Origin of the sequence: Thermomonas haemolytica, from assembly GCF_004346265.1 — a bacterium.
Lineage (GTDB): Bacteria > Pseudomonadota > Gammaproteobacteria > Xanthomonadales > Xanthomonadaceae > Thermomonas > Thermomonas haemolytica.
In genome coordinates this window covers 195060-215528 of the sequence record NZ_SMAP01000003.1, presented here as the reverse complement: position 1 = coordinate 215528, position 20469 = coordinate 195060, and the positions used below count along the sequence as shown (strand labels likewise).

Here is a 20469-nt window from a genome sequence, read left to right as displayed (position 1 = left end):
GGTGCCGGCTCACTGCAGCTCGGCGAAGAATTCCTGGATGCGGGCCAGGCCCGGCGCCAGCTGGGCGGTCGGGCAGGTGTAGCTGATGCGCAGCGCGTTGGGCTCGCCGAACGCGGAGCCCGGCACGCAGGCCACGCCCTTGGCGTCCAGCAGCACGTTGCAGAAATCGACGTCGTTGGCGATCTTCACACCGTTGTGCGACTTGCCGAACGCACAGCGGATGTCCGGGAACACGTAGAACGCGCCCTGCGGCCGCGGGCAGACCACGCCCGGGATCGCCGCCAGCGCCGCCATGACCTGGTCGCGCTTGGCCTGGAACTCCGCGCACTTGGCCACCGGCACGTCCTGCGGGCCGGTCAGCGCCGCGATCGCGGCAGCGGTGGTGATCTCCGGCAGGTTGGTGATGTGGTTGGAATTGAGGGTGGTCACCGCCTTGGCCACCGATTCCGGGCCGGCCATGAAGCCCACCCGCCAGCCGGGCATGCCGTAGGTCTTGGACAGCGAGTCGATGAAGATCGTGCGCTCGCGCAGCTCCGGGCGGACCTGCATGAAGTTCACGTACTCCAGCCCGTCGAACAGCATCCGGTTGTAGATGTCGTCGGTGATGATCCAGGTGTCCGGGTACTTCACCAGCACCTCGGCCAGCGCCGCGATCTCGGCGCGGGTGTACACCATGCCGGTCGGGTTGGACGGGTTGTTGAACAGGAACACCTTGGGCTTGGCCGCCAGCGCCGCCTCCAGCTGCGCCGGGGTGACCTTGTAGTCCTGCGCGGCCGGGCACTCCAGCAGCTGGACCTTCGCGTCCACGATCTCCGCGATGTCCATGTAGCTGGTCCAGTACGGGGTCGGGAACACGATGGTGTCGCCCTCGTCCAGCAGCGCCTCGGCCAGGTTGTAGATGACGTGCTTGGCGCCGATGCCGGTACTGCAGTGGGCGCGGGTATAGCCGGTCAGGCCCAGCGACTCCAGGTGCGCGATGAACGCATCCAGCAGCGCGTCGCTGCCGCGGTTGCTGCCGTACTGCCCGCTGTCCTTGGCCAGCGCCTCGCGCGCAGCGGCATAGACGTGCTCGCCGGGAAGGAAGTTGGGGACGCCGATCGAGAAGCTGATGATGTCGCGGCCTTCGGCCTTCAGGCGCTTGGCCTTCTCGGCGACCTGCATGATGACGCTGGGCTTGGCGCGGCTCATGCGCCGGGCGAATTGAGGCATCGTGGGGAACCTCGGGACGGGCCGCTGGCGCGGCGTTGGGCGTGTGGGAAAGCCCCGGGATTCTAGCACGCCGCCCCGCGCCGACCGTCCCGCGCGCACGCCCGCGGCCGGGCCGGCGGCGCCTGCAAACGCGACGGGCGGCCCGCGGCCGCCCGTCCGCACACCACGACCGGCGCGCTCAGGCCGCCAGGATCTTGTTCCACTCGGCCACGCGGTCGGCCTTGGCGGCCAGCGCCGCCTCGGCATCGCCCTCGATCGTCACCGACTTGATGACGTCGCCCTGGCGCACCGCATCCACCACGTCCATGCCGGCGACCACCTTGCCGAACACGGTGTGCTTGCCGTCCAGCCAGCCGCAGGGCACGTGGGTGATGAAGAACTGGCTGCCATTGGTGTTGGGGCCGGCATTGGCCATCGACAGCACCCCGCGCTCGTGGCGCAGGCCGTTGCCGGTCTCGTCCTCGAAGCGGTAGCCGGGGCCGCCGCGGCCGCTGCCTTCCGGGCAGCCGCCCTGGATCATGAAATCGGCGATCACGCGATGGAAATTCAGGCCATCGTAGAAGCCGCGCCTGGCCAGGTTGACGAAATTGGCGACGGTCAGCGGCGCCTCGGCGGCGGCCAGCTCCACGCGGATGGTGCCGCGGTCGGTGTCGAAATTGGCGATCAGGCTCATTCTGTTCATCTCCGGGGCCCGGATGGGCGCATGAAGCCGATATAATAGCCGGCTTCCCTTCTCCCACCGCGCGCGCCGCCAGCCGATCGGCCGCCGGTGCGGCCTCCACGAGCCCCCCATGTCCGTCGAACGCCTCCGCAACATCGCCATCGTCGCCCACGTCGACCACGGCAAGACCACCCTCGTCGACCAGCTGCTGAAGCAGTCCGGCACCCTGAACGAGCGCGCGGTCGTCCCGGACCGGGTGATGGACAGCAACGACCTGGAGAAGGAGCGCGGCATCACCATCCTCTCCAAGAACACCGCGATCCGCTGGACCAACCCCAAGACCGGGGAGCAGTGGCGCATCAACATCGTCGACACCCCCGGCCACGCCGACTTCGGCGGCGAGGTCGAGCGCGTGCTGTCGATGGTGGACTCGGTGCTGATCCTGGTGGACGCGATGGACGGGCCGATGCCACAGACCCGCTTCGTCACCCAGAAGGCATTCGCGATGGGCTTCAAGCCGATCGTGGTGGTCAACAAGGTGGACCGCCCGGGCGCGCGCCCCAGCTGGGTGCTGGACCAGACCTTCGACCTGTTCGACCGCCTCGGCGCGACCGACGACCAGCTCGATTTCCCGGTGGTGTACGCCAGCGGCCTGCAGGGCTACGCCGGCCTCGACGAGAGCGTGCGCGAGGGCGACATGACCCCGCTGTTCGAGGCGATCTGCGCGCACGTGCCGGCGCCGCCGGTGGACCCGGACGGCCCGTTCCAGATGCGCGTCACCTCGCTGGACTACAACAACTACGTCGGCGTGATCGGCATCGGCCGCATCCAGCGCGGCAAGGTCAAGACCAACCAGCCGGTGACGGTAGTGGCCGCCGACGGCAGCCGCCGCAACGCCAAGGTGCTGCAGGTGCTGGGCTTCATGGGGCTGGAGCGGGTGGAGGTCGGGGAAGCGCAGGCCGGCGACATCATTGCCTTCAGCGGCATCGAGGGCATCGGCATCTCCGACACCCTGTGCGACCCGTCGGCGGTCGAGCAACTGCCGGTGCTGGCGGTGGACGAGCCCACCATCAGCATGACCTTCCAGGTGAATGATTCGCCGTTCGCCGGCGTGAAGGAGCGCAGCGGCGGCAAGTTCCTGACCAGCCGCCAGCTGCGCGACCGCCTGCTGCGCGAGACCCAGCACAACGTGGCGCTGCGGGTGGAAGACACCGCCGACGCCGACAAGTTCAAGGTCAGCGGCCGCGGCGAACTGCACCTGTCGATCCTGATCGAGACCATGCGCCGCGAAGGCTACGAGCTGGCGGTGTCGCGCCCCGAGGTCATCATCAAGGAGATCGACGGCGTGCTGTCCGAGCCGTACGAGTCGCTGGTGGTGGACATGGACGAGCAGTACCAGGGCGGCGTGATGGGCCGCCTCGGCGAGCGCAAGGCGCTGCTGCAGAACATGGAGCCGGACGGCAAGGGCCGCGTGCGCCTGGACTACATCATCCCGGCGCGCGGCCTGATCGGCTTCCAGACCGAGTTCCGCACCCTCACCGCCGGCACCGGCCTGCTGTTCCACGTGTTCGACCACTACGGGCCGAAGACCGATGGCAGCATCGGCCAGCGCCAGAACGGCGTGCTGATCTCCAACGCCACCGGCAGCTCGCCGGCCTACGCGCAGGCGGCGATGCAGGAGCGCGGCCGGCTGTTCATCGAGCCGGGCGAGGAGATTTACGAAGGCCAGATCGTCGGCATCCACAGCAAGGACAACGACCTCACCGTCAATGCCCTGCGCGGCAAGCAGCTCACCAACTTCCGCGCCGCCGGCAAGGACGACGACGAGGGCCTGATCCCGCCGATCAAGTTCTCGCTGGAGCAGGCGCTGGAGTTCATCGACGACGATGAGCTGGTGGAAGTCACGCCCAAGCAGATTCGCCTGCGCAAGAAACTGCGCACCGAAACCGACCGCAAGCGCGCCAGCCGCGCGGGCTGATCCCCCGCCGCATGCCGCGTCCGTCTCTGCGACAATCGCATCCCGCGCCAGAGAGGACGGCATGAGCCATACCCCGCACTACAACCCGGATCCGCACGCGCATCCGGGCCTGCACGCGATCGCCGTGTTCGAGGCGTTCAAGGGCGCGCTGGCGCTGGTTTCGGCCAGCGGCCTGGCCTTGCTGGGGCCGGAGCCGATCCGCCGCTTCATCATCGAGCTCACCTGGCGCTTGCACCTGCATCCCGAGCGCGGTCCGATCGCACATTTCCTGGATGCGATCAGCCGCAATACCGTGCACCTGACCGCGCTGATCCTGCTCGGCTACGCGGCGCTGCGCTTCGTCGAGGCCTGGGGCCTGTGGAAGGTACGCGCCTGGGCCTCGTGGCTGGGCGTGGTATCGGCGGCGCTGTACCTGCCGCTGGACGTCGGCGCGATCTTCCGCCACCCGGGCTGGCTGTCGGTGGCGGTGCTGGTGGTCAACCTGGTGGTGGTGTACGCCCTCGTCCGCGACCTGCTGCGCCGACGCCAGCACTGACCGCCCGCACTTGCCCGCGGGCGCGCCCTGCGCAATGCTCCGGTGGCTGCCCACGCACCGGAGCCCGCCCATGCGCCACCTGCCACTCGCCGCCGCCGCGCTGACCCTCGCCTTGGCCGCCTGCCAGCCCGCCTCGCCCCCGCCTGCCGCGTCCCCGGCCGAGACCGCGAAACCCGTGCAGGCGGCCGCACCCGCGTTCGCCTTCGAGGAGGCCAGCATCGCCGACCTGCAGGCGAAGATGGCCGCCGGCACCCTGACCAGCCACGCGCTGGCGCAGGCCTACCTCGACCGCATCGCCGCGATCGACCGCGCCGGCCCCGCGATCAACGCGGTGATCGAGCTCAATCCGGATGCCATCAAGGAAGCCGATGCGCTGGATGCCGAGCGCAAGGCCGGCAAGGTCCGCGGCCCGCTGCACGGCATCCCGGTGCTGCTGAAGGACAATATCGACGCCACCCCGATGGCCAATTCCGCCGGCTCGCTGGCGCTGGCCGACAACCGCCCCAAGGCCGATGCCTTCCTGGTGGCGAAGCTGCGCGCCGCCGGCGCGGTGATCCTGGGCAAGACCAACCTGTCGGAGTGGGCGAACTTCCGTTCCACCCGCTCCACCTCCGGCTGGAGCGGGCGCGGCGGGCAGACCAAGAACCCTTACGCGCTCGACCGCAATCCCTGCGGCTCCAGCGCCGGCACCGGCAGCGCGATCGCCGCCAACCTCGCCGCCGCCGGCATCGGCACCGAGACCGACGGCAGCATCATCTGCCCCTCGGCGGTGGCCGGGCTAGTCGGGATCAAGCCGACCGTCGGCCTGGTCAGCCGCAGCGGGATCATCCCGATCTCGGTCTCGCAGGACACCGCCGGCCCGATGGCCCGCAGCGTGGCCGATGCCGCCGCGCTGCTGACCGCAATCGCCGCGCCCGATCCCGCCGATCCGGCTGCCAGCGAGCGCAAGGATGCGACCCCGATCGACTACACCGCGCACCTGAAGGCCGACGCGCTCAAGGGCGCGCGGATCGGCGTGGTGCGCAAGCTCACGGGCTACCAGCCGGACACCGACGCCGCGTTCGAAGCGGCGGTCGCCGCGATCAAGGCCGCCGGTGCGACCGTGGTGGATGCCGAGATCCCCACCCTCGGGCAGTGGGACAACGACGAACTGCAGATGATGCTGTACGAGTTCAAGGACGGCCTGAACCGCTACCTGGCCAGCGCCAATACGCCGTACAAGACGCTGGCGGACCTGATCGCCTACAACAAGGCGCATGCCGCGCAGGAAATGCCCTACTTCGGGCAGGAGCTGTTCGAGCAGGCGCAGGCGAAGGGGCCGCTGACCGAGCCGGCCTACCTGGCCGCGCGCGACAAGGTGCGCAGGCTGGCCGGGCCGGAAGGGATCGACGCGGCGCTGCGCAAGCAGCACCTGGATGCGCTGGTGGCACCGTCGATGTCGCCGGCCTGGCCCACCGACCCGATCAACGGCGACCACTTCATCGGCGCCGGCTACGGCGCGGCGGCGGTCGCGCGCTATCCCAGCCTGACCGTGCCGATGGGCGAGGTGCACGGCCTGCCGGTCGGCATCGTGTTCATGGGCAGCGCGTGGAGCGAACCGCGCCTGGTCGAGCTGGGCTATGCCTTCGAGCAGGCCACCCATGCGCGCAAACCGCCGCGCCTGCTGCCGGCGGTGAAGCTGCCACCCGCCGCGAAGTAAGCCGGCGATGGCCCGGCGCGTCGCCGCACGTGGCGGCGCGCCTCAGGCTACGATGGCGCCGCGCTTGCGTACGATCAGCATCGCGATCTCCAGCGCCTGCTCGTAGTTCAGGCGCGGATCCACGGTGGTGCGGTAGGCGCGCTGCAGGTCCAGTTCGGTCAGCTCGCGCGCGCCGCCCAGGCACTCGGTGACGTTCTCGCCGGTCAGCTCCAGGTGCACGCCGCCCAGCCGCGTGCCCGCCGCCGCATGCAGGTCGAACGCCTGCTCGATTTCGCTGCGGATGTTCTCGAAGCGCCGCGTCTTGTAGCCGTTGCGGGTGGATTCGGTGTTGCCGTGCATGGCATCGCAAATCCACAGCACGCGTCGCCCCTCGCGCCGCACCGCCTCCAGCAGCGGCGGCAGCTTCTCGGCGATCTGCTGGGCGCCCATGCGATGGATCAACCCCAGCCGGCCCGGCTCGTTGTCGGGGTTGAGCGCATCGATCAGCGGCAGCAGTTGCTCCGGCGTCACCGACGGCCCGACCTTCACCGCCACCGGGTTCTGGATGCCGCGGAAATACTCGACGTGCGCGCCGTCCAGCGCGGCAGTGCGCATCCCGATCCACGGGAAATGGGTGCTGAGGTTGAACCAGCCGTCGGCGCGCGGCACCTTGCGCGTCTGCGCCTCCTCGTACGGCAGCAGCAGGGCTTCGTGCGAGGTATAGAAATCGACCCGGTTCAAGCTCTGCATCTGGCGCCCGGCCAGGGTTTCCATGAAACGCACGGCGTCGCCGATGTTCTCCACCATCTTCTGGTATTCGGCGGCATGTGGCGACTGCCCCACCCAGCCCAGGCCCCAGTATTCGGGGTGGTGCAGGTCGGCGAAGCCGCCATCGATCAGCGACCGCACGAAGTTCATGGTCATCGCCGAGCGCGCATGCGCCTTGATCATCCGCCGCGGATCGGGGATGCGCGCCTGCGCGGTGAATTCCGGGCCATTGACGATGTCGCCGCGATAGCTCGGCAAGGCGACGCCGTCGCGGGTCTCCATGTCGGCCGAGCGCGGCTTGGCGTACTGCCCGGCGAAGCGGCCCACGCGCACCACCGGCACCTTCAACCCGTGCACCAGCACCAGGCTCATCTGCAGCAGCACCTTGAGCCGGTTGGTGATGACCTCGGCATTGCACTCGGAGAAGCTCTCCGCGCAGTCACCGCCCTGCAGCAGGAAGCGCCGACCCTCCTGGGCCTCGGCCAGCTGCTGCTTGAGCGAAAGGATCTCGCGCGAGGTCACCAGCGGCGGCAGCGCGCGCAACTCGTCCTGGGCCGCCGCCAGCTCCGCCGCGTCCGGGTACACCGGCATCTGCAGCGCCGGCTTGTCGCGCCAGCTGGACGGCGTCCACCCTTGCGCGGCCTGCGGCGCGGTGGCGACGGGAGCGTGGACGGGCGCGATGGACATGGTGCAACCGGAGCGTGGACTGTTGCGCCGCATCATCCCGCGCGCACGCCGCCCCTGCAACCGTTATCTGCGAAACCGATAGTTCTGCCGCTGGCGGAATCCGGCATACAGCGCACCCAGCCCCAGCCCGAGGAACCACAGGAAGGCCCACATCGGCATCGACAGGCCGAGGAACTGCCAATCGATGCTGGCGCAATCCCCGGTGGCCTGCAGCACCTTGCGCGCCGCCCCCAGCCAGGAGTACTGCTCGACGATGAAATTCAAGCCAGGCCCGCAACTGGGCAGGGCCGGCGGATGCAGCTGCACCCAGCTGTGGCGCCCGGCATAGGCCATCCCGGCCAGCGCCGCCACGAACGCCAGCAGCGACCACGCCTTGCGCGCACCTGCCGCGCGCGGGGCATGCAGCGCGCCGAGCAGGAACACCAGGCCGAGCGCACCGAAGCAGAGGCGCTGGAAGATGCAGAACGGGCACGGCTGGATGCCCAGCTTGAACTGCACGTAGAAGGCATAGCCCAGCAGCGCGGCGCAACAGGCGAACCCGAACAGGAACTGCGTGCGGAACGACCAGCGGAACGGATTCATGCCTGCCCCTTCATCGATCCGCCGATTATGGTGCAGAACCCACCAAAACGAAAAACCCCGGGCAGGCCCGGGGTCTTCGTGCAAGGCACCGCGTTGCGGTGCCGGCGCGCCTTACTCGGCGGCCTGCGGGCGATCCACCAGCTCGACGTAGGCCATCGGCGCGTTGTCGCCGGCGCGGAAGCCACACTTGAGGATGCGCAGGTAGCCACCCGGGCGCTGCGCATAGCGCGGGCCCAGCACGGTGAACAGGGTGCCCACCGCTTCCTTGTCGCGCAGGCGCGCGAACGCCAGGCGGCGATTGGCCACGCCGTCGGTCTTGGCCAGGGTGATCAGCGGCTCGGCGACGCGGCGCAGTTCCTTGGCCTTGGGCAGGGTGGTGCGGATGATTTCGTGCTTGAACAGCGACGCCGCCATGTTCGAGAACATCACCTGGCGATGGGCGCTGGTGCGGTTGAACTTGCGGCCGGCTTTCTGGTGGCGCATGGGCTGGATTCCTGATGAAGGTTGGAACGATTGGACTTCGCTGTCGCCATCCAGGCGTTGGAACTGTGGACTGCGGATGGTCCTTGCCGGTCATTCCCTGGACCGGATGCCGCGGGCTTGGCCCGTCGGTGGTTCGGGGCCCGCCGCCAGCCGCCGGGCGTGCGCCGCGGCAGCCATGGGCGGAACCCCGGCCCGCGCAGGGCGCGGGCGGATGGATCAGCCGAGCATGCCGTGGGAAGCGGCGCCGGCGGGCGGCCAGTTCTCCAGCTTCATGCCCAGCGACAGGCCGCGCTGGGCCAGCACTTCCTTGATTTCGGTGAGCGACTTCTTGCCCAGGTTCGGGGTCTTGAGCAGCTCCACCTCGGTCTTCTGGATCAGGTCACCGATGTAGTAGATGCTCTCGGCCTTCAGGCAGTTGGCCGACCGCACGGTCAGCTCGAGGTCGTCGATCGGACGCAGCAGCATCGGATCGACGCCGCCGGCGGGCTGCTTCGGCGCACCACGCTCACGGCGGGTGAAGTCACCGAACACCGACAGCTGGTCGGTGAGGATGTCGGCGGCGGTGCGCACGGCTTCCTCGGCGTCGATCGTGCCGTTGGTCTCGATGTCCAGCACCAGCTTGTCGAGGTCGGTACGCTGCTCGACGCGCGCGGCCTCCACCGAATACGCCACGCGGCGGATCGGCGAGAACGACGCATCCAGCACCAGGCGGCCGATCGTGCGCGCTTCGTCATCGGGACGACGACGGGCGGAGGCCGGCTGGTAGCCGAAGCCACGGCTGATGGTCAGGCGGATGTTGAGCGCCACGTCCTTGGTCAGGGTGGCGATCACGTGGTCGGGGTTGAGCACTTCCACGTTGTGGGTGGTCTTGATGTCGCCGGCGGTGACGACGCCCGGCCCCTGCTTCTTCAGCTCCAGGGTATCGGTGTCGCCGCTGTGCATGCGGATGGCGACGTCCTTGAGGTTCAGCAGGACCTCGAGCACGTCCTCCTGCAGGCCTTCGACCGTGGTGTACTCGTGCAGCACGCCGTCGATCTCGACCTCGGTGATGGCGAAGCCCGGGATCGACGAGAGCAGCACGCGGCGCAACGCGTTGCCGAGGGTGTGGCCGTAACCGCGCTCCAGCGGCTCGATCACGACCTTGGCGCGGGTGTCGGTGATGCGCTCGATCTGCGGTCCGCGCGGACGCAGGACTTGGGTGGCGGTAACCGTCATTCGGGGAGTCTCCTGCAGGCCTGCGCGCGGGGCGCAGGCCGGTGGCAATGGCTTACTTCGAGTACAGCTCGACGATCAGCGCTTCGTTGATGTCGCTGGGCAGGTCGGCGCGATCCGGCACCGCCTTGAACACGCCGGCGAACTTGCCGGCATCCACTTCCACCCAGGACGGCGACAGGTTCATCTGCTCGGCGAGGGTCAGCGACTCCTTCACGCGCATCTGCTTCTGCGCCTTCTCCGACAGCGCGATCGCGTCGCCGGCCTTGACCGTGTAGGACGGCAGGTTGACCACCTTGCCGTTCACAGTGACGCCGCGGTGGCTGACCAGCTGGCGCGCGGCCGGGCGGGTGACGGCGAAGCCCATGCGGTAGACGACGTTGTCCAGGCGGGTCTCCAGCAGCTGCAGGAGGTTCTCGCCGGTGTTGCCCTTCTTGGTCGCGGCCTTCTTGTAGTAATTCCGGAACTGGCGCTCCAGCAGGCCGTAGATGCGCTTGACCTTCTGCTTCTCGCGCAGCTGGGTGGCGTAGTCGGACAGCTTGCCCTTGCGGGCGTTGGCGCCGTGCTGGCCGGGCTTCTGCTCCAGCTTGCACTTGGAATCGAGCGCGCGCGCCGGCGACTTCAGCGACAGGTCGGCGCCTTCGCGGCGGGCGAGCTTGCAGGTGGGACCGATATAACGAGCCATGTTCTTGTGCTCCCGAGCGTCAGACGCGACGCTTCTTCGGCGGACGGCACCCGTTGTGCGGGATCGGCGTCACGTCGATGATGTTGAGGATCTTGTAGCCGACGTTGTTCAGCGAACGCACGGCGGATTCACGGCCCGGACCCGGGCCCTTGATGCGCACTTCCAGCGACTTCACGCCGTAGTCCAACGCGGCCTTGCCGGCCTTCTCGGCGGCGACCTGCGCGGCGAACGGGGTGGACTTGCGCGAGCCGCGGAAGCCCGCGCCGCCCGAGGTCGCCCAGCTCAGCGCATTGCCCTGGCGGTCGGTGATGGTGACGATGGTGTTGTTAAACGAAGCGTGGACGTGCGCGATGCCGTCGGTGACGACGCGCTTGACCTTCTTCTTGGTCTTGTTGGCAGCAGCCGGCTTGGCCATGGTCTGGGTTCCTTACTTCTTGATGGCCTTGCGCGGGCCCTTGCGGGTGCGCGCGTTGGTACGGGTGCGCTGGCCACGCAGCGGCAGGCCGCGGCGATGGCGCAGGCCGCGGTAGCAGCCCAGGTCCATCAGGCGCTTGATGGCCATGCCGACTTCGCGGCGCAGGTCGCCCTCGACCACGTACTTGCCGACCTCGGCGCGCAGGCGCTCGACTTCCGGCTCGGACAGGTCGCGGATCTTGGTCGACGAATTCACGCCGGCCGCCGCGCAGACCAGCTTGGAACGGGTACGGCCAATGCCGTAGATGCTTTGCAGCCCGACCCAGACGTGCTTCTGGGCAGGCAGGTTGACGCCTGCAATACGCGCCATAAGGCGATCTCCGATATGCGTAATGACGCCGAATCACGGGATCCGGCGCGGGAAACATGGAATTGTAGCAAGATCCCGGTCATTCAGGAAGCCCGGCCGCCTCGCGGCGCCCGGACCCGGCATGGGGAGTGTGCCCATGCTCCGGCGACGGCCCCGGGCTGGCAGCGCGTCGGCCTTGCGGCCGCCGCCTGCCCGCGCGCTACTCTGGCGCGCGGATCGGCCCGGAACCACCCTTGCACGGGATCGCTGCAAGGGTCGCCCAGTTGCCGGACCGCGCATTCGTCGATCCGGCGGTTGTTGCGTCCCGCCCGATGGCGGGGGAAGGTCCGCGGCGTGCGCCTCAGCGCGCCCCGCGCCCCTTCAGGTTGGCCTTCTTCAGCAGGCTCTCGTACTGGTGCGACATCAGGTGTGCCTGGATCTGCGCGATGAAGTCCATCACCACCACCACCACGATCAGCAGCGAGGTGCCGCCGAAGTAGAAGGACGTGCCCAGCTTGGTGCGCATCACTTCGGGAAGCAGGCACACCAGCACCAAGTACAGGGCGCCGGCACCGGTCAACCGGGTCAGCACGCCGTCGATGTACTCGCCGGTGGCGCGACCGGGGCGGATACCCGGGATCAGCGCGCCCGACTTCTTCAGGTTGTCGGCGGTTTCCTGCGAGTTGAACACCAGCGCGGTGTAGAAGAACGCGAACCCGATGATCAGCGCCGCCAGCAGGATCATGTGCAGCGGCTCGCCCGGCGACAGCATCTGGCTGACCTTCTGCAGCCACACGGTGGCAGCGCTGCCGGACTGTCCGAACCAGGTCGAGGCGGTGGCCGGGAACATGATCAGCGAGGACGCGAAGATCGGGGGGATCACGCCCGCCATGTTGAGCTTCAGCGGCAGGAACGAGCTCTGGTTCTGGTAGCCGCCGCGGCCGCCCTGGCGGCGCGCGTAGTTCACGGTGATGCGGCGCTGGCCACTCTCCATGAACACCACGAACCAGGTCACCGCGATCACGATCGCCAGGATCACGAACACGGTGATCCACTGCATCTCGCCGGCATTGGCCTGCTGCAGGGTATGCAGCACGGCGCCCGGCAGGCCGGCGACGATGCCGGCGAAGATGATCAGCGAGATGCCGTTGCCGATGCCGCGCTCGGTCACCTGCTCGCCCAGCCACATCAGGAACACGGTGCCGGCGGTCAGCGAGACCACCGCGGTCAGCACGAAGCCCGGGCCGGGGTTGTACACCACCGGGATGCCGCTACCCGCGCCCTGGTGCTGCAGCGCGATCGCGATGCCCGCGGCCTGGAACACCGCCAGGAACACCGACCCGATGCGCGAGTACTGGGTGATCTTGCGGCGCCCGGACTCGCCCTCCTTCTGCATCGCCTTCAGGCTGGGCAGGATCTGCACCATCAGCTGCATGACGATGGAGGCCGAGATGTAGGGCATCACGTTCAGCGCGAACAGGCTGAAGCGCGAGAGGGCGCCGCCGGAGAACATGTTGAACATGTCCACCACGGTGCCCTTCTGCGCATTCATCAGCTGCAGCATGGCCTCGGGGTTCACGCCCGGCACCGGGATGTAGCACCCGATGCGGTAGACGATCAGCGCCCCGACCACGAACAGCAGGCGCGAGCGGAGTTCGGTGAACTTGCCCGCGCCCATCAGGCCCGACAGTGCATCCGCGGTTCGCGACATGCGCCGGTTACTCCGCCAGCTTGCCGCCGGCCGCTTCGATCGCGGCCTTGGCGCCGGCGGTCGCAGCGATGCCCTTCAGCACGAAGGCCTTGGTCAGCTCGCCCTTGGCCACGATCTTGGCGCGCTTGGCGGTGCTCGACACCAGGCCGGCGGCCTTCAGCGCGGCGAAATCGACGTCGCCGGCCGGCAGCGAATCCAGCTTGTACAGCAGGACCTCGGCGGTCTCCTTGGCCATCAGCGAGCGGAAGCCGATCTTCGGCAGGCGGCGCTGCATGGGCATCTGGCCGCCTTCGAAGCCGGCCTTGATCTTGCCCTTGCCGGCGCGCGCGAACGAACCCTTGTGGCCGCGGCCGCAGGTCTTGCCAAGGCCGGAACCGATGCCACGGCCGACGCGGACGCGCTCCTTGCGGGCGCCGTCGGCGGGCTTGAGCGTATTGAGCTTCATGCGATTACTCCTCCACCCGCACCAGGTAGTGCAGCTGATTGATCAGGCCGCGCACCTGCGGGCTGTCCTTCAGCTCGCGGACGCTGTTGAGCTTGCCGAGGCCGAGCGCCTTCACCGACAGGCGGTGGCGCGACTGGGTGCCGCGCAGGCCCTTGACCAGGCGAACCTTGATGGTCTTGCCTTCGTTAGCCATGGATCAGGTCCTCCACCTTCTTGCCGCGCTTGGCGGCGATCTTGGCCGGCGAGTGCATCGCCTCCAGGCCCTTGACGGTGGCGCGCACCAGGTTGATCGGGTTGCGCGAACCGACGGCCTTGGCCAGCACGTTCTTCACGCCCACCGCCTCGAGCACGGCGCGCATGGCGCCACCGGCGATCACGCCGGTACCTTCGGACGCCGGCTGCATGTACACGCGTGCGGCGCCGTGGCCGGCCTTCACCGCATGGAACAGGGTGCCGTTGTTCAGGTCCACGCTGCTCATGTTCTTGCGGGCGTACTCCATCGACTTCTGGATGGCCACCGGCACTTCGCGCGCCTTGCCATAGCCGAAGCCGACCCTGCCGGCGCCGTCGCCCACCACCGTCAGCGCGGTGAAGGTGAACTGGCGGCCGCCCTTGACGGTCTTGCTGACGCGGTTGACCGCGACCAGCTTCTCGATCATGCCGTCATCGATTTCTTCGCGTTCGCGATTGCGATCGCGGCCGCGGGATTCGCGCTGTTCTGCCATTTCGATGTCTCGATTGATTGAAGGAATTTGCGGCATCGCCGCTTATCGTTGTGGTGTACCGCGGGTGGATCGCCAACCCCGCAACCGGAACTGGCGCCCGGCGCCACTTGCGCCGGCAAGCGGACGGGCGGGCCGGAGCCCGCCGCCCATCAGAACTGCAGGCCGCCCTCGCGCGCCGCGTCGGCCAGAGCCTTGATGCGGCCGTGGTAACGATAGCCGGAACGGTCGAACGCCACCTTCTCGATGCCGGCAGCCTTGGCACGCTCGGCGATCACGCGGCCGACCTTGGCGGCGGCTTCGGCGTTCTTGCCGCTCTTCAGGCCTTCCTTGACATCGGCCTGGACGGTCGAGGCCGATGCCAGCACCTTGGCGCCATCGGCGGTGAACAGCTGGGCGTACAGATGCTGGCCGGTGCGCAGCACCGACAGGCGCGGGACGCCGAGTTCGCGGATGCGCGCGCGGGTGGACTTGGCACGGCGCAGGCGGGCGATTTTCTTTTCCATGGTCTTGGTCTCCGAAAGCTGAAGGCGCGTGATCCCGAAGGATTACGCCTTCTTGGCTTCCTTGCGGATGATGGTTTCGTCGGAATACTTCACGCCCTTGCCCTTGTAGGGTTCCGGCGGACGATAACCACGGATCTTGGCCGCCACCTCGCCCACCAGTTGCTTGTCGGCGCCGGCGACCAGGATCTCGGTCTGGGTCGGGGTGGTGATGGTGATGCCGGCCGGAGGGGTGAACGTGACCGGGTGGGAATACCCCAGCGACAGGTTCAGGTCCTTGCCCTGCATGGCAGCACGGTAGCCCACGCCGACCAGCTCGAGCTTGCGCTCGAAGCCGGCGCTGACGCCATGCACCATGTTGGCGAGGATGGCGCGCAGGGTGCCGGTCATCGGCACCAGCGAGGCATCATTGGCGGAGAGTACGGCATGGCCATCTTCCACCTTGACTTCGATCCCGGCCGGCTTGGCGACGCTCAGGGTGCCCTTCGGACCCTTGACGCTGATCGATTCCGGCTGGACGTTGATTTCGACACCCTTGGCCAGGGCGACGGGCTTCTTGGCGACTCGGGACATGTGTGCGACTCCCTTAGGCCACGATGCACAGGACTTCACCGCCGACGCCCTGCTGGCGCGCCTGCGAGTCGGTCATGATGCCCTTGGAGGTGGAAATGATGGCGACGCCGAGGCCACCGAGCACCTTCGGCAGCGCATCCTTGCCGCGGTACTGGCGCAGGCCCGAGCGCGACACGCGCTTCAGGGTCTCGATCACCGGCTTGCCTTCGAAATACTTCAGCGCGATCTCGAGCTCGGCCTTGGCACCGACCTGGGTCACGCGGGCGTCGGCGATGTAGCCCTCGTCCTTGAGGACGTTGGCGATCGCGACCTTGATCTTGGAGGACGGCATCTTCACCGCCGGCTTGCCGACCGCGGCCGCATTCTTGATGCGAACCAGCATGTCAGCGATGGGATCAGTCATGCTCATTTGGTTTCACCTGATGAGTAGCACCGATATCCGCTTTCGCGAAAATCTGTCTGGGTTGTGGGCGCCGCACCCGTAGGCAAGGCGGTTTACGTCAGCCGCAGGCCCCGCATTGCTGCGGGGCCCGGCCTACCTCCGTGTGCACGGAAGGCAGCTTTCTAGTGTAGCAGGTTCCGACTCCGCCGGGAGCGGATTACCAGCTGGCCTTGCGCAGGCCCGGGACATCGCCGCGCATGGTCGCCTCGCGCAGCTTGTTGCGGCCGAGGCCGAACTTGCTGTACACGGCGCGCGGACGCCCGGTCAGGGCGCAGCGGGTGGTCTGGCGGCACGGGGAGGAATCACGCGGCAGCTTCTGCAGCTTGGTCGCCGCGGCCATCTTCTCCTCGTAGGACGCGTCCTGGCTGGAGATGACCTTCTTGAGCGCCTCGCGCTTGGCGGCGTGCTGCTTGGCCAGCTTGGCGCGCTTGGCCTCGCGGTTGATCATGGAAGTCTTGGCCATGACGTGTCCTTAGTTGCGGAACGGGAAGCGGAAGGCTTCGAGCAGGGCCTTGGCCTCGGCATCGGTCTTCGCGGTGGTGGTGATCGCGATGTCCATGCCGCGCATCGCATCGACGGAGTCGAAATCGATCTCCGGGAAGATGATCTGTTCCTTCACGCCCATGTTGTAGTTGCCACGACCGTCGAACGAACGCCCCGACACGCCGCGGAAGTCACGCACGCGCGGCAGCGAGATGTTGATCAGGCGGTCCAGGAACTCGTACATGTGCGCGCGGCGCAGGGTCACCTTGCAGCCGATCGGCCAGCCGTCGCGGATCTTGAACGACGCCACCGAGACGCGCGACTTGGTGACCACCGGCTTCTGGCCGGAGATCTTGGCCATGTCGGCCACCGCGTTCTCCAGCACCTTCTTGTTGGTGGCCGCCTCGCCCACGCCCATGTTGAGCGTGATCTTGACGAGCTTGGGGACTTCCATCGGATTGGTGTAGCCGAACTGCTGCATCAGCTTCGGCACCACTTCGTCCTTGTAGAACTTTTCGAGTCGGGTGGTCATGTCAGATGGCCTCGCCGCTGGAGCGGAACACGCGGATGCGCTTTCCATTCTCCAGCACCTTGGTGGCAACGCGCTCGCCCTTGCCCGTCGCCGGGTTGTAGAGCATCACGTTGGAAATGTGGATCGATGCCTCGCGCTCGACCACGCCGCCGGACTGGCCGGCCTGCGGGTTGGGCTTGGTGTGGCGCTTGACCAGGTTCAGGTTGGCGACGTACACGCGCTCGCCTTCCACGCGCAGCACTTCGCCGGTCTGGCCCTTGATCTTCTTGTTGCCGGTGGTGATCACCACCTGGTCGCCCTTGCGGATACGGTTCATGTTCTTCCTTCCTCCGCTCAGAGCACTTCGGGCGCGAGCGAGACGATCTTCATGAACTTCTCGGAGCGCAGCTCGCGGGTCACGGGCCCGAAGATGCGGGTACCGATCGGCTCATGCTTGTTGTTCAGCAGCACCGCGGCGTTGCCGTCGAAGCGGATCAGCGAACCGTCGGGGCGGCGGACCCCCTTGCGGGTGCGCACCACCACGGCGTCGTACACATCGCCCTTCTTCACCTTGCCGCGCGGGATGGCGTCCTTCACCGACACCTTGATGATGTCGCCGATGCCGGCGTAGCGGCGCTTGGAGCCGCCCAGCACCTTGATGCACATCAGTTCCTTGGCACCCGAGTTGTCGGCAACGTCGAGAAAGCTCTGCATCTGGATCATGGCTGTCTCTCCTGCTTACTCGGCGGCACGGGTGATGATTTCCACCACGCGCCAGTTCTTGGTCTTGGACATCGGCGCGCATTCGGCCACGCGCACCACGTCGCCCTCGTTGCACGAGTTCTCGGCGTCGTGGGCGTGCAGCTTGGTCGAGCGGCGGATGTACTTGCCGTACAGCGCGTGCTTGACCTGGCGCTCGACGAGCACCGTCACGGTCTTGTCCATCTTGTTGCTGACCACGCGGCCTTCGACCGTGTGCAGCTTCTTGGTTTGTTCGGTCATGGCGCCCGTTCCTTACTTGATCTGGCCAAGCAGCGTGTTGACGCGAGCGATCTCGCGGCGCACGCGGCGGGGCTCATGGGTCTTGGACGGAGGCAGCTGGCCGGTGGCCTTCTGCATGCGCAGCGCGAAGCGCTCCTTCTGCAGCTCAGCCAGGTGGGCCTTCAGTTCGTCCGCCGACTTCTGACGCAGTTGCTTGAGTTCCATCAGCGCACCGTCCGGGTCACGAATTGAGTGGTGACCGAGAGCTTGGCGGCAGCCAGGCGGAACGCCTCGCGCGCCACCTCTTCGCTCACGCCCTCGATTTCATAGATCATGCGACCGGGCTGGACCAGCGCCACCCAGTACTCCACGTTGCCCTTACCGGCGCCCATTCGGACTTCGATCGGCTTCTTGGTGATCGGCTTGTCGGGGAACACCCGGATCCACATCTTGCCGCCGCGCTTCACGTAGCGGCTGATGGAACGACGGGCGGCCTCGATCTGGCGCGCCGTGAGCTGGCCGTGGGCGGTCGCCCTCAGGCCGTACTCGCCAAAGCTGACGGCGTTGCCGCTCCAGCTCAGGCCTTCGTTGCGGCCCTTGTGGACCTTGCGGTATTTGGTTCGCTTGGGTTGCAGCATGGTTTATTCCCTCGCTTCGCCGCGCTCGGCGCGGTCGCCACGGTCACGACGCGGACCGCGCGGACGCTCACGGTCACCACGGTCGCCACGCGGCGCCGGGCTGTCGTCCTGCTTTTCCTGGCCGACCTGGCTGAAATCGAAGATCTCGCCCTTGTAGACCCACACCTTGATGCCGATGATGCCGTAGGTGGTCTTCGCCTCGGCAAAGCCGTAGTCGATGTCGGCGCGCAGGGTATGCAGCGGCACGCGGCCTTCGCGGTACCACTCGGAGCGCGCGATCTCGGCACCGTTCAGGCGGCCGGCCACGTTGACCTTGATGCCCAGGGCGCCCAGGCGCATCGCGTTGCCGACCGCACGCTTCATCGCACGGCGGAACATGATGCGGCGCTCCAGCTGCTGCGCGATGGACTCCGCCACCAGCTGCGCGTCGAGCTCCGGCTTGCGGACCTCGGTGACGTTGATGTGCGCCGGCACGCCGAGCACGTCGGACACTTCCTTGCGCAGCTTCTCGATGTCCTCACCGCGCTTGCCGATCACCACGCCCGGGCGGGCGGTGTGGATGGTCACGCGGGCGTTGTTGGCCGGACGCTCGATCAGGATCTTGCTGATGCCGGCCTGGGCCAGCTTCTTGCGCAGCATGTCGCGGACCTTGAGGTCGCCCGCCAGGAACTCGGCGAACTGCTTCTTGCCGGCATACCACTTGGAGTTCCAGTCCTTGGCGATGCCCAGGCGGATACCGATCGGATTGACTTTGTGACCCATGATTAGTTGCCCTCGCCCACGACCACGGTGATGTGGCTGGTGCGCTTGGTGATGCGCGTGCCACGGCCCTTCGCACGCGCCATGAAGCGCTTCAACGCCGGACCTTCATCGACCATGATGGTCTTGACCTTCAGCGCGTCCGCATCGGCCCCGACGTTGTTCTCGGCGTTGGAGGCGGCGGAGAACACGACCTTGTAGATCATGCCGGCGGCCTTCTTGTCCGAGAACTTCAGCAGGTCGAGCGCGCGCGCCACGGGCAGCCCGCGCACCTGGTCGGCGACCAGGCGGGCCTTCTGCGGGGAGATGCGCGCGGTGCGCAGGATTGCCTTCGCTTCCATCGTCATCTCCTTACTTCGACTTCTTGTCGCCGCCATGACCCTTGAACGTGCGGGTCACGGCGAATTCGCCAAGCTTGTGGCCAACCATGTTCTCGTTGACCAGCACCGGGACGTGGTTCTTGCCGTTGTGCACGGCGATGGTGAACCCGATCATTTCCGGCAGGATCGTGGAACGACGCGACCAGGTCTTGATCGGCTTCTTGCTGCTGCCCGCGGCCTCCACCTTCTTCTGCAGGTGGTGGTCGATGAACGGGCCCTTCTTGAGTGAACGTGCCATTGCCGATTAGCTCCTGCGGTCGCGCACGATGAACTGCTGGGTGCGCTTGTTCTTGCGGGTCTTGTAACCCTTGGTCGGCACGCCCCACGGCGTGACCGGGTGCGGGTTACCCTGGCCGGCCTTGGCCTCGCCGCCGCCGTGCGGGTGGTCGACCGGGTTCATGGCCGCGCCGCGGACGGTCGGGCGCACGCCGCGCCAGCGCTTGGCGCCGGCCTTGCCCAGCTTCTCCAGGCCGTGCTCGTCGTTGCCGACTTCGCCGATGGTGGCGCGGCACTCGGCCGGCACCTTGCGCATCTCGCCGGAGCGCAGGCGCAGGGTAGCGTAGACGCCTTCGCGGGCGACCAGCTGCACGCCGGCACCGGCGGCACGGGCGAGCTGCGCGCCCTTGCCGGGCTTCATCTCGATGCAGTGCACGGTGGAACCGACCGGGATGTTGCGCAGCGGCAGAGTATTGCCGGCCTTGATCGGCACGTCGCGGCCAGACATCACCTGGTCGCCGGCCTTCAGGCCCTTGGGCGCGATGATGTAGCGGCGCTCGCCGTCGGCGTAGCACAGCAGCGCGATGTGCGCGGTGCGGTTGGGATCGTACTCGATGCGCTCGACGCGGGCGGGGATGCCCTCCTTGTCGCGCTTGAAGTCGATGATGCGGTAGTGCTGCTTGTGACCACCGCCGATGTGGCGGGTGGTGATGCGACCGTGGTGGTTGCGACCACCGGTCTTGCCCTGCTTCTCCACCAGCGCGGCGTACGGCGCACCCTTGTGCAGGTCGGGCGTCACCACGCGGACCGCACTACGACGGCCGGCGGAGGTGGGCTTGAATGTCATCAATGCCATGGACTTTT

General features: G+C 67.6%; 30 protein-coding genes. 3 read left to right on the top strand and 27 right to left on the bottom strand.

The genetic code is table 11. The features are described 5' to 3' along the window. Positions 1–9: 9 nt before the first annotated feature. Positions 10–1188: a pyridoxal phosphate-dependent aminotransferase gene (locus tag EDC34_RS05850; protein WP_240311063.1), complete on the bottom strand. Its 1179-nt coding sequence runs from the start codon at positions 1186–1188 to the stop codon at positions 10–12. 199 nt (positions 1189–1387) lie between these two features. After that, positions 1388–1882, bottom strand: coding sequence for a peptidylprolyl isomerase (locus EDC34_RS05845; RefSeq protein WP_114959675.1), 495 nt, complete (start codon positions 1880–1882; stop codon positions 1388–1390). A 118-nt stretch (positions 1883–2000) separates the two neighbouring features. Here EDC34_RS05845 and typA point away from each other — a divergent pair, with 118 nt between their 5' ends. The 3 genes from typA to EDC34_RS05830 all read left to right on the top strand — a co-directional run bounded on the left by typA (position 2001) and on the right by EDC34_RS05830 (position 6082). Beyond that, a complete protein-coding gene (gene typA / locus EDC34_RS05840; RefSeq protein ID WP_114959676.1) occupies positions 2001–3848 on the top strand; it encodes a translational GTPase TypA in 1848 nt (615 codons plus the stop codon). Positions 3849–3909: 61 nt separating this feature from the next. Next, positions 3910–4383: a DUF2127 domain-containing protein gene (locus tag EDC34_RS05835; protein ID WP_114959677.1), complete on the top strand. Its 474-nt coding sequence runs from the start codon at positions 3910–3912 to the stop codon at positions 4381–4383. Between the two features lie 70 nt (positions 4384–4453). After that, a complete protein-coding gene (locus EDC34_RS05830) occupies positions 4454–6082 on the top strand; it encodes an amidase (protein ID WP_114959678.1) in 1629 nt (542 codons plus the stop codon). A gap of 42 nt (positions 6083–6124) precedes the next feature. Here EDC34_RS05830 and EDC34_RS05825 read toward each other — a convergent pair whose 3' ends face one another. The 25 genes from EDC34_RS05825 to rplB form a co-directional block, all read right to left on the bottom strand. After that, the gene (locus tag EDC34_RS05825) at positions 6125–7516 is read right to left on the bottom strand and encodes a class II 3-deoxy-7-phosphoheptulonate synthase (protein ID WP_114959679.1); all 1392 of its coding nucleotides are present in this window, start codon (positions 7514–7516) and stop codon (positions 6125–6127) included. 63 nt (positions 7517–7579) lie between these two features. After that, a complete protein-coding gene (locus EDC34_RS05820) occupies positions 7580–8098 on the bottom strand; it encodes a disulfide bond formation protein B (RefSeq protein WP_114959680.1) in 519 nt (172 codons plus the stop codon). A 111-nt stretch (positions 8099–8209) separates the two neighbouring features. After that, a complete protein-coding gene (gene rplQ, locus EDC34_RS05815; RefSeq protein WP_114959681.1) occupies positions 8210–8581 on the bottom strand; it encodes a 50S ribosomal protein L17 in 372 nt (123 codons plus the stop codon). Between the two features lie 216 nt (positions 8582–8797). Continuing rightward, positions 8798–9796, bottom strand: coding sequence for a DNA-directed RNA polymerase subunit alpha (locus tag EDC34_RS05810; RefSeq protein ID WP_114959682.1), 999 nt, complete (start codon positions 9794–9796; stop codon positions 8798–8800). Positions 9797–9848: 52 nt separating this feature from the next. Beyond that, a complete protein-coding gene (rpsD, locus tag EDC34_RS05805) occupies positions 9849–10478 on the bottom strand; it encodes a 30S ribosomal protein S4 (RefSeq protein ID WP_114959683.1) in 630 nt (209 codons plus the stop codon). Between the two features lie 19 nt (positions 10479–10497). Further along, entirely contained in the window at positions 10498–10893 is a 396-nt protein-coding gene (gene rpsK / locus EDC34_RS05800) for a 30S ribosomal protein S11 (RefSeq protein ID WP_114959684.1), read from the bottom strand. 12 nt (positions 10894–10905) lie between these two features. Further along, the gene (rpsM, locus tag EDC34_RS05795; RefSeq protein ID WP_114959685.1) at positions 10906–11262 is read right to left on the bottom strand and encodes a 30S ribosomal protein S13; all 357 of its coding nucleotides are present in this window, start codon (positions 11260–11262) and stop codon (positions 10906–10908) included. 340 nt (positions 11263–11602) lie between these two features. Then, positions 11603–12952: a preprotein translocase subunit SecY gene (secY, locus tag EDC34_RS05790; protein ID WP_240311064.1), complete on the bottom strand. Its 1350-nt coding sequence runs from the start codon at positions 12950–12952 to the stop codon at positions 11603–11605. A gap of 7 nt (positions 12953–12959) precedes the next feature. Next, complete coding sequence (gene rplO / locus EDC34_RS05785; protein WP_114959687.1) at positions 12960–13397, bottom strand: 50S ribosomal protein L15; 438 nt, start codon at positions 13395–13397, stop codon at positions 12960–12962. Positions 13398–13401: 4 nt separating this feature from the next. Then, positions 13402–13590, bottom strand: a complete 189-nt coding sequence (rpmD, locus tag EDC34_RS05780; protein ID WP_114959688.1) for a 50S ribosomal protein L30 — start codon at positions 13588–13590, stop codon at positions 13402–13404. Continuing rightward, positions 13583–14122, bottom strand: coding sequence for a 30S ribosomal protein S5 (rpsE, locus tag EDC34_RS05775; protein ID WP_114959689.1), 540 nt, complete (start codon positions 14120–14122; stop codon positions 13583–13585). The genes rpmD and rpsE overlap by 8 nt, the downstream gene beginning before the upstream one ends. Before the next feature lie 149 nt (positions 14123–14271). Beyond that, positions 14272–14625 carry a 50S ribosomal protein L18 gene (rplR, locus tag EDC34_RS05770; RefSeq protein WP_114959690.1) on the bottom strand — a complete coding sequence of 118 codons (354 nt, stop codon included), beginning with the start codon at positions 14623–14625 and terminating at the stop codon, positions 14272–14274. Between the two features lie 42 nt (positions 14626–14667). Next, positions 14668–15195: a 50S ribosomal protein L6 gene (gene rplF, locus EDC34_RS05765; RefSeq protein ID WP_114959691.1), complete on the bottom strand. Its 528-nt coding sequence runs from the start codon at positions 15193–15195 to the stop codon at positions 14668–14670. 13 nt (positions 15196–15208) lie between these two features. After that, the gene (gene rpsH / locus EDC34_RS05760; RefSeq protein ID WP_114959692.1) at positions 15209–15604 is read right to left on the bottom strand and encodes a 30S ribosomal protein S8; all 396 of its coding nucleotides are present in this window, start codon (positions 15602–15604) and stop codon (positions 15209–15211) included. 190 nt (positions 15605–15794) lie between these two features. Continuing rightward, the gene (gene rpsN, locus EDC34_RS05755) at positions 15795–16100 is read right to left on the bottom strand and encodes a 30S ribosomal protein S14 (RefSeq protein ID WP_114959693.1); all 306 of its coding nucleotides are present in this window, start codon (positions 16098–16100) and stop codon (positions 15795–15797) included. A gap of 9 nt (positions 16101–16109) precedes the next feature. Continuing rightward, the gene (rplE, locus tag EDC34_RS05750) at positions 16110–16652 is read right to left on the bottom strand and encodes a 50S ribosomal protein L5 (protein ID WP_114959694.1); all 543 of its coding nucleotides are present in this window, start codon (positions 16650–16652) and stop codon (positions 16110–16112) included. 1 nt (position 16653) lies between these two features. Continuing rightward, entirely contained in the window at positions 16654–16968 is a 315-nt protein-coding gene (gene rplX / locus EDC34_RS05745; RefSeq protein ID WP_114959695.1) for a 50S ribosomal protein L24, read from the bottom strand. Between the two features lie 17 nt (positions 16969–16985). After that, positions 16986–17354: a 50S ribosomal protein L14 gene (gene rplN / locus EDC34_RS05740; RefSeq protein ID WP_114959696.1), complete on the bottom strand. Its 369-nt coding sequence runs from the start codon at positions 17352–17354 to the stop codon at positions 16986–16988. A 15-nt stretch (positions 17355–17369) separates the two neighbouring features. Beyond that, a complete protein-coding gene (rpsQ, locus tag EDC34_RS05735) occupies positions 17370–17633 on the bottom strand; it encodes a 30S ribosomal protein S17 (RefSeq protein WP_114959697.1) in 264 nt (87 codons plus the stop codon). A 12-nt stretch (positions 17634–17645) separates the two neighbouring features. Then, positions 17646–17837 carry a 50S ribosomal protein L29 gene (gene rpmC, locus EDC34_RS05730; RefSeq protein ID WP_114959698.1) on the bottom strand — a complete coding sequence of 64 codons (192 nt, stop codon included), beginning with the start codon at positions 17835–17837 and terminating at the stop codon, positions 17646–17648. Further along, on the bottom strand, positions 17837–18250 hold the full coding sequence (rplP, locus tag EDC34_RS05725) for a 50S ribosomal protein L16 (RefSeq protein WP_114959699.1): 414 nt from the start codon (positions 18248–18250) through the stop codon (positions 17837–17839). The genes rpmC and rplP overlap by 1 nt, the downstream gene beginning before the upstream one ends. A gap of 3 nt (positions 18251–18253) precedes the next feature. Beyond that, the gene (gene rpsC, locus EDC34_RS05720; RefSeq protein WP_114959700.1) at positions 18254–19012 is read right to left on the bottom strand and encodes a 30S ribosomal protein S3; all 759 of its coding nucleotides are present in this window, start codon (positions 19010–19012) and stop codon (positions 18254–18256) included. Positions 19013–19014: 2 nt separating this feature from the next. Beyond that, positions 19015–19350, bottom strand: coding sequence for a 50S ribosomal protein L22 (gene rplV, locus EDC34_RS05715; protein ID WP_114959860.1), 336 nt, complete (start codon positions 19348–19350; stop codon positions 19015–19017). A 10-nt stretch (positions 19351–19360) separates the two neighbouring features. Next, the gene (gene rpsS, locus EDC34_RS05710) at positions 19361–19627 is read right to left on the bottom strand and encodes a 30S ribosomal protein S19 (protein ID WP_114959701.1); all 267 of its coding nucleotides are present in this window, start codon (positions 19625–19627) and stop codon (positions 19361–19363) included. Positions 19628–19633: 6 nt separating this feature from the next. Then, positions 19634–20461: a 50S ribosomal protein L2 gene (gene rplB / locus EDC34_RS05705; RefSeq protein WP_114959702.1), complete on the bottom strand. Its 828-nt coding sequence runs from the start codon at positions 20459–20461 to the stop codon at positions 19634–19636. Positions 20462–20469: the final 8 nt, after the last annotated feature.

Bases quoted from the DNA above. Each gene is read 5' to 3' on its own strand.
- rpsE (WP_114959689.1), bottom strand. From the start codon at position 14,122: ATGGCAGAACAGCGCGAATCCCGCGGCCGCGATCGCAATCGCGAACGC.
- EDC34_RS05850 (WP_240311063.1), bottom strand. From the start codon at position 1,188: ATGAGCCGCGCCAAGCCCAGCGTCATCATGCAGGTCGCCGAGAAGGCC.
- rpsS (WP_114959701.1), bottom strand. From the start codon at position 19,627: ATGGCACGTTCACTCAAGAAGGGCCCGTTCATCGACCACCACCTGCAG.
- rplV (WP_114959860.1), bottom strand. From the start codon at position 19,350: ATGGAAGCGAAGGCAATCCTGCGCACCGCGCGCATCTCCCCGCAGAAG.
- EDC34_RS05820 (WP_114959680.1), bottom strand. From the start codon at position 8,098: ATGAATCCGTTCCGCTGGTCGTTCCGCACGCAGTTCCTGTTCGGGTTC.
- rpsK (WP_114959684.1), bottom strand. From the start codon at position 10,893: ATGGCCAAGCCGGCTGCTGCCAACAAGACCAAGAAGAAGGTCAAGCGC.
- rplR (WP_114959690.1), bottom strand. From the start codon at position 14,625: ATGGAAAAGAAAATCGCCCGCCTGCGCCGTGCCAAGTCCACCCGCGCG.
- rpsN (WP_114959693.1), bottom strand. From the start codon at position 16,100: ATGGCCAAGACTTCCATGATCAACCGCGAGGCCAAGCGCGCCAAGCTG.
- rplB (WP_114959702.1), bottom strand. From the start codon at position 20,461: ATGGCATTGATGACATTCAAGCCCACCTCCGCCGGCCGTCGTAGTGCG.
- rpsC (WP_114959700.1), bottom strand. From the start codon at position 19,012: ATGGGTCACAAAGTCAATCCGATCGGTATCCGCCTGGGCATCGCCAAG.
- EDC34_RS05835 (WP_114959677.1), top strand. From the start codon at position 3,910: ATGAGCCATACCCCGCACTACAACCCGGATCCGCACGCGCATCCGGGC.
- rplX (WP_114959695.1), bottom strand. From the start codon at position 16,968: ATGAACCGTATCCGCAAGGGCGACCAGGTGGTGATCACCACCGGCAAC.
- typA (WP_114959676.1), top strand. From the start codon at position 2,001: ATGTCCGTCGAACGCCTCCGCAACATCGCCATCGTCGCCCACGTCGAC.
- rplP (WP_114959699.1), bottom strand. From the start codon at position 18,250: ATGCTGCAACCCAAGCGAACCAAATACCGCAAGGTCCACAAGGGCCGC.
- rplO (WP_114959687.1), bottom strand. From the start codon at position 13,397: ATGAAGCTCAATACGCTCAAGCCCGCCGACGGCGCCCGCAAGGAGCGC.
- rpsQ (WP_114959697.1), bottom strand. From the start codon at position 17,633: ATGACCGAACAAACCAAGAAGCTGCACACGGTCGAAGGCCGCGTGGTC.
- rplE (WP_114959694.1), bottom strand. From the start codon at position 16,652: ATGACCACCCGACTCGAAAAGTTCTACAAGGACGAAGTGGTGCCGAAG.
- rpsH (WP_114959692.1), bottom strand. From the start codon at position 15,604: ATGAGCATGACTGATCCCATCGCTGACATGCTGGTTCGCATCAAGAAT.
- EDC34_RS05830 (WP_114959678.1), top strand. From the start codon at position 4,454: ATGCGCCACCTGCCACTCGCCGCCGCCGCGCTGACCCTCGCCTTGGCC.
- secY (WP_240311064.1), bottom strand. From the start codon at position 12,952: ATGTCGCGAACCGCGGATGCACTGTCGGGCCTGATGGGCGCGGGCAAG.
- EDC34_RS05845 (WP_114959675.1), bottom strand. From the start codon at position 1,882: ATGAGCCTGATCGCCAATTTCGACACCGACCGCGGCACCATCCGCGTG.
- rplQ (WP_114959681.1), bottom strand. From the start codon at position 8,581: ATGCGCCACCAGAAAGCCGGCCGCAAGTTCAACCGCACCAGCGCCCAT.
- rpsD (WP_114959683.1), bottom strand. From the start codon at position 10,478: ATGGCTCGTTATATCGGTCCCACCTGCAAGCTCGCCCGCCGCGAAGGC.
- rpmC (WP_114959698.1), bottom strand. From the start codon at position 17,837: ATGGAACTCAAGCAACTGCGTCAGAAGTCGGCGGACGAACTGAAGGCC.
- rpmD (WP_114959688.1), bottom strand. From the start codon at position 13,590: ATGGCTAACGAAGGCAAGACCATCAAGGTTCGCCTGGTCAAGGGCCTG.
- rpsM (WP_114959685.1), bottom strand. From the start codon at position 11,262: ATGGCGCGTATTGCAGGCGTCAACCTGCCTGCCCAGAAGCACGTCTGG.
- rplN (WP_114959696.1), bottom strand. From the start codon at position 17,354: ATGATCCAGATGCAGAGCTTTCTCGACGTTGCCGACAACTCGGGTGCC.
- EDC34_RS05810 (WP_114959682.1), bottom strand. From the start codon at position 9,796: ATGACGGTTACCGCCACCCAAGTCCTGCGTCCGCGCGGACCGCAGATC.
- EDC34_RS05825 (WP_114959679.1), bottom strand. From the start codon at position 7,516: ATGTCCATCGCGCCCGTCCACGCTCCCGTCGCCACCGCGCCGCAGGCC.
- rplF (WP_114959691.1), bottom strand. From the start codon at position 15,195: ATGTCCCGAGTCGCCAAGAAGCCCGTCGCCCTGGCCAAGGGTGTCGAA.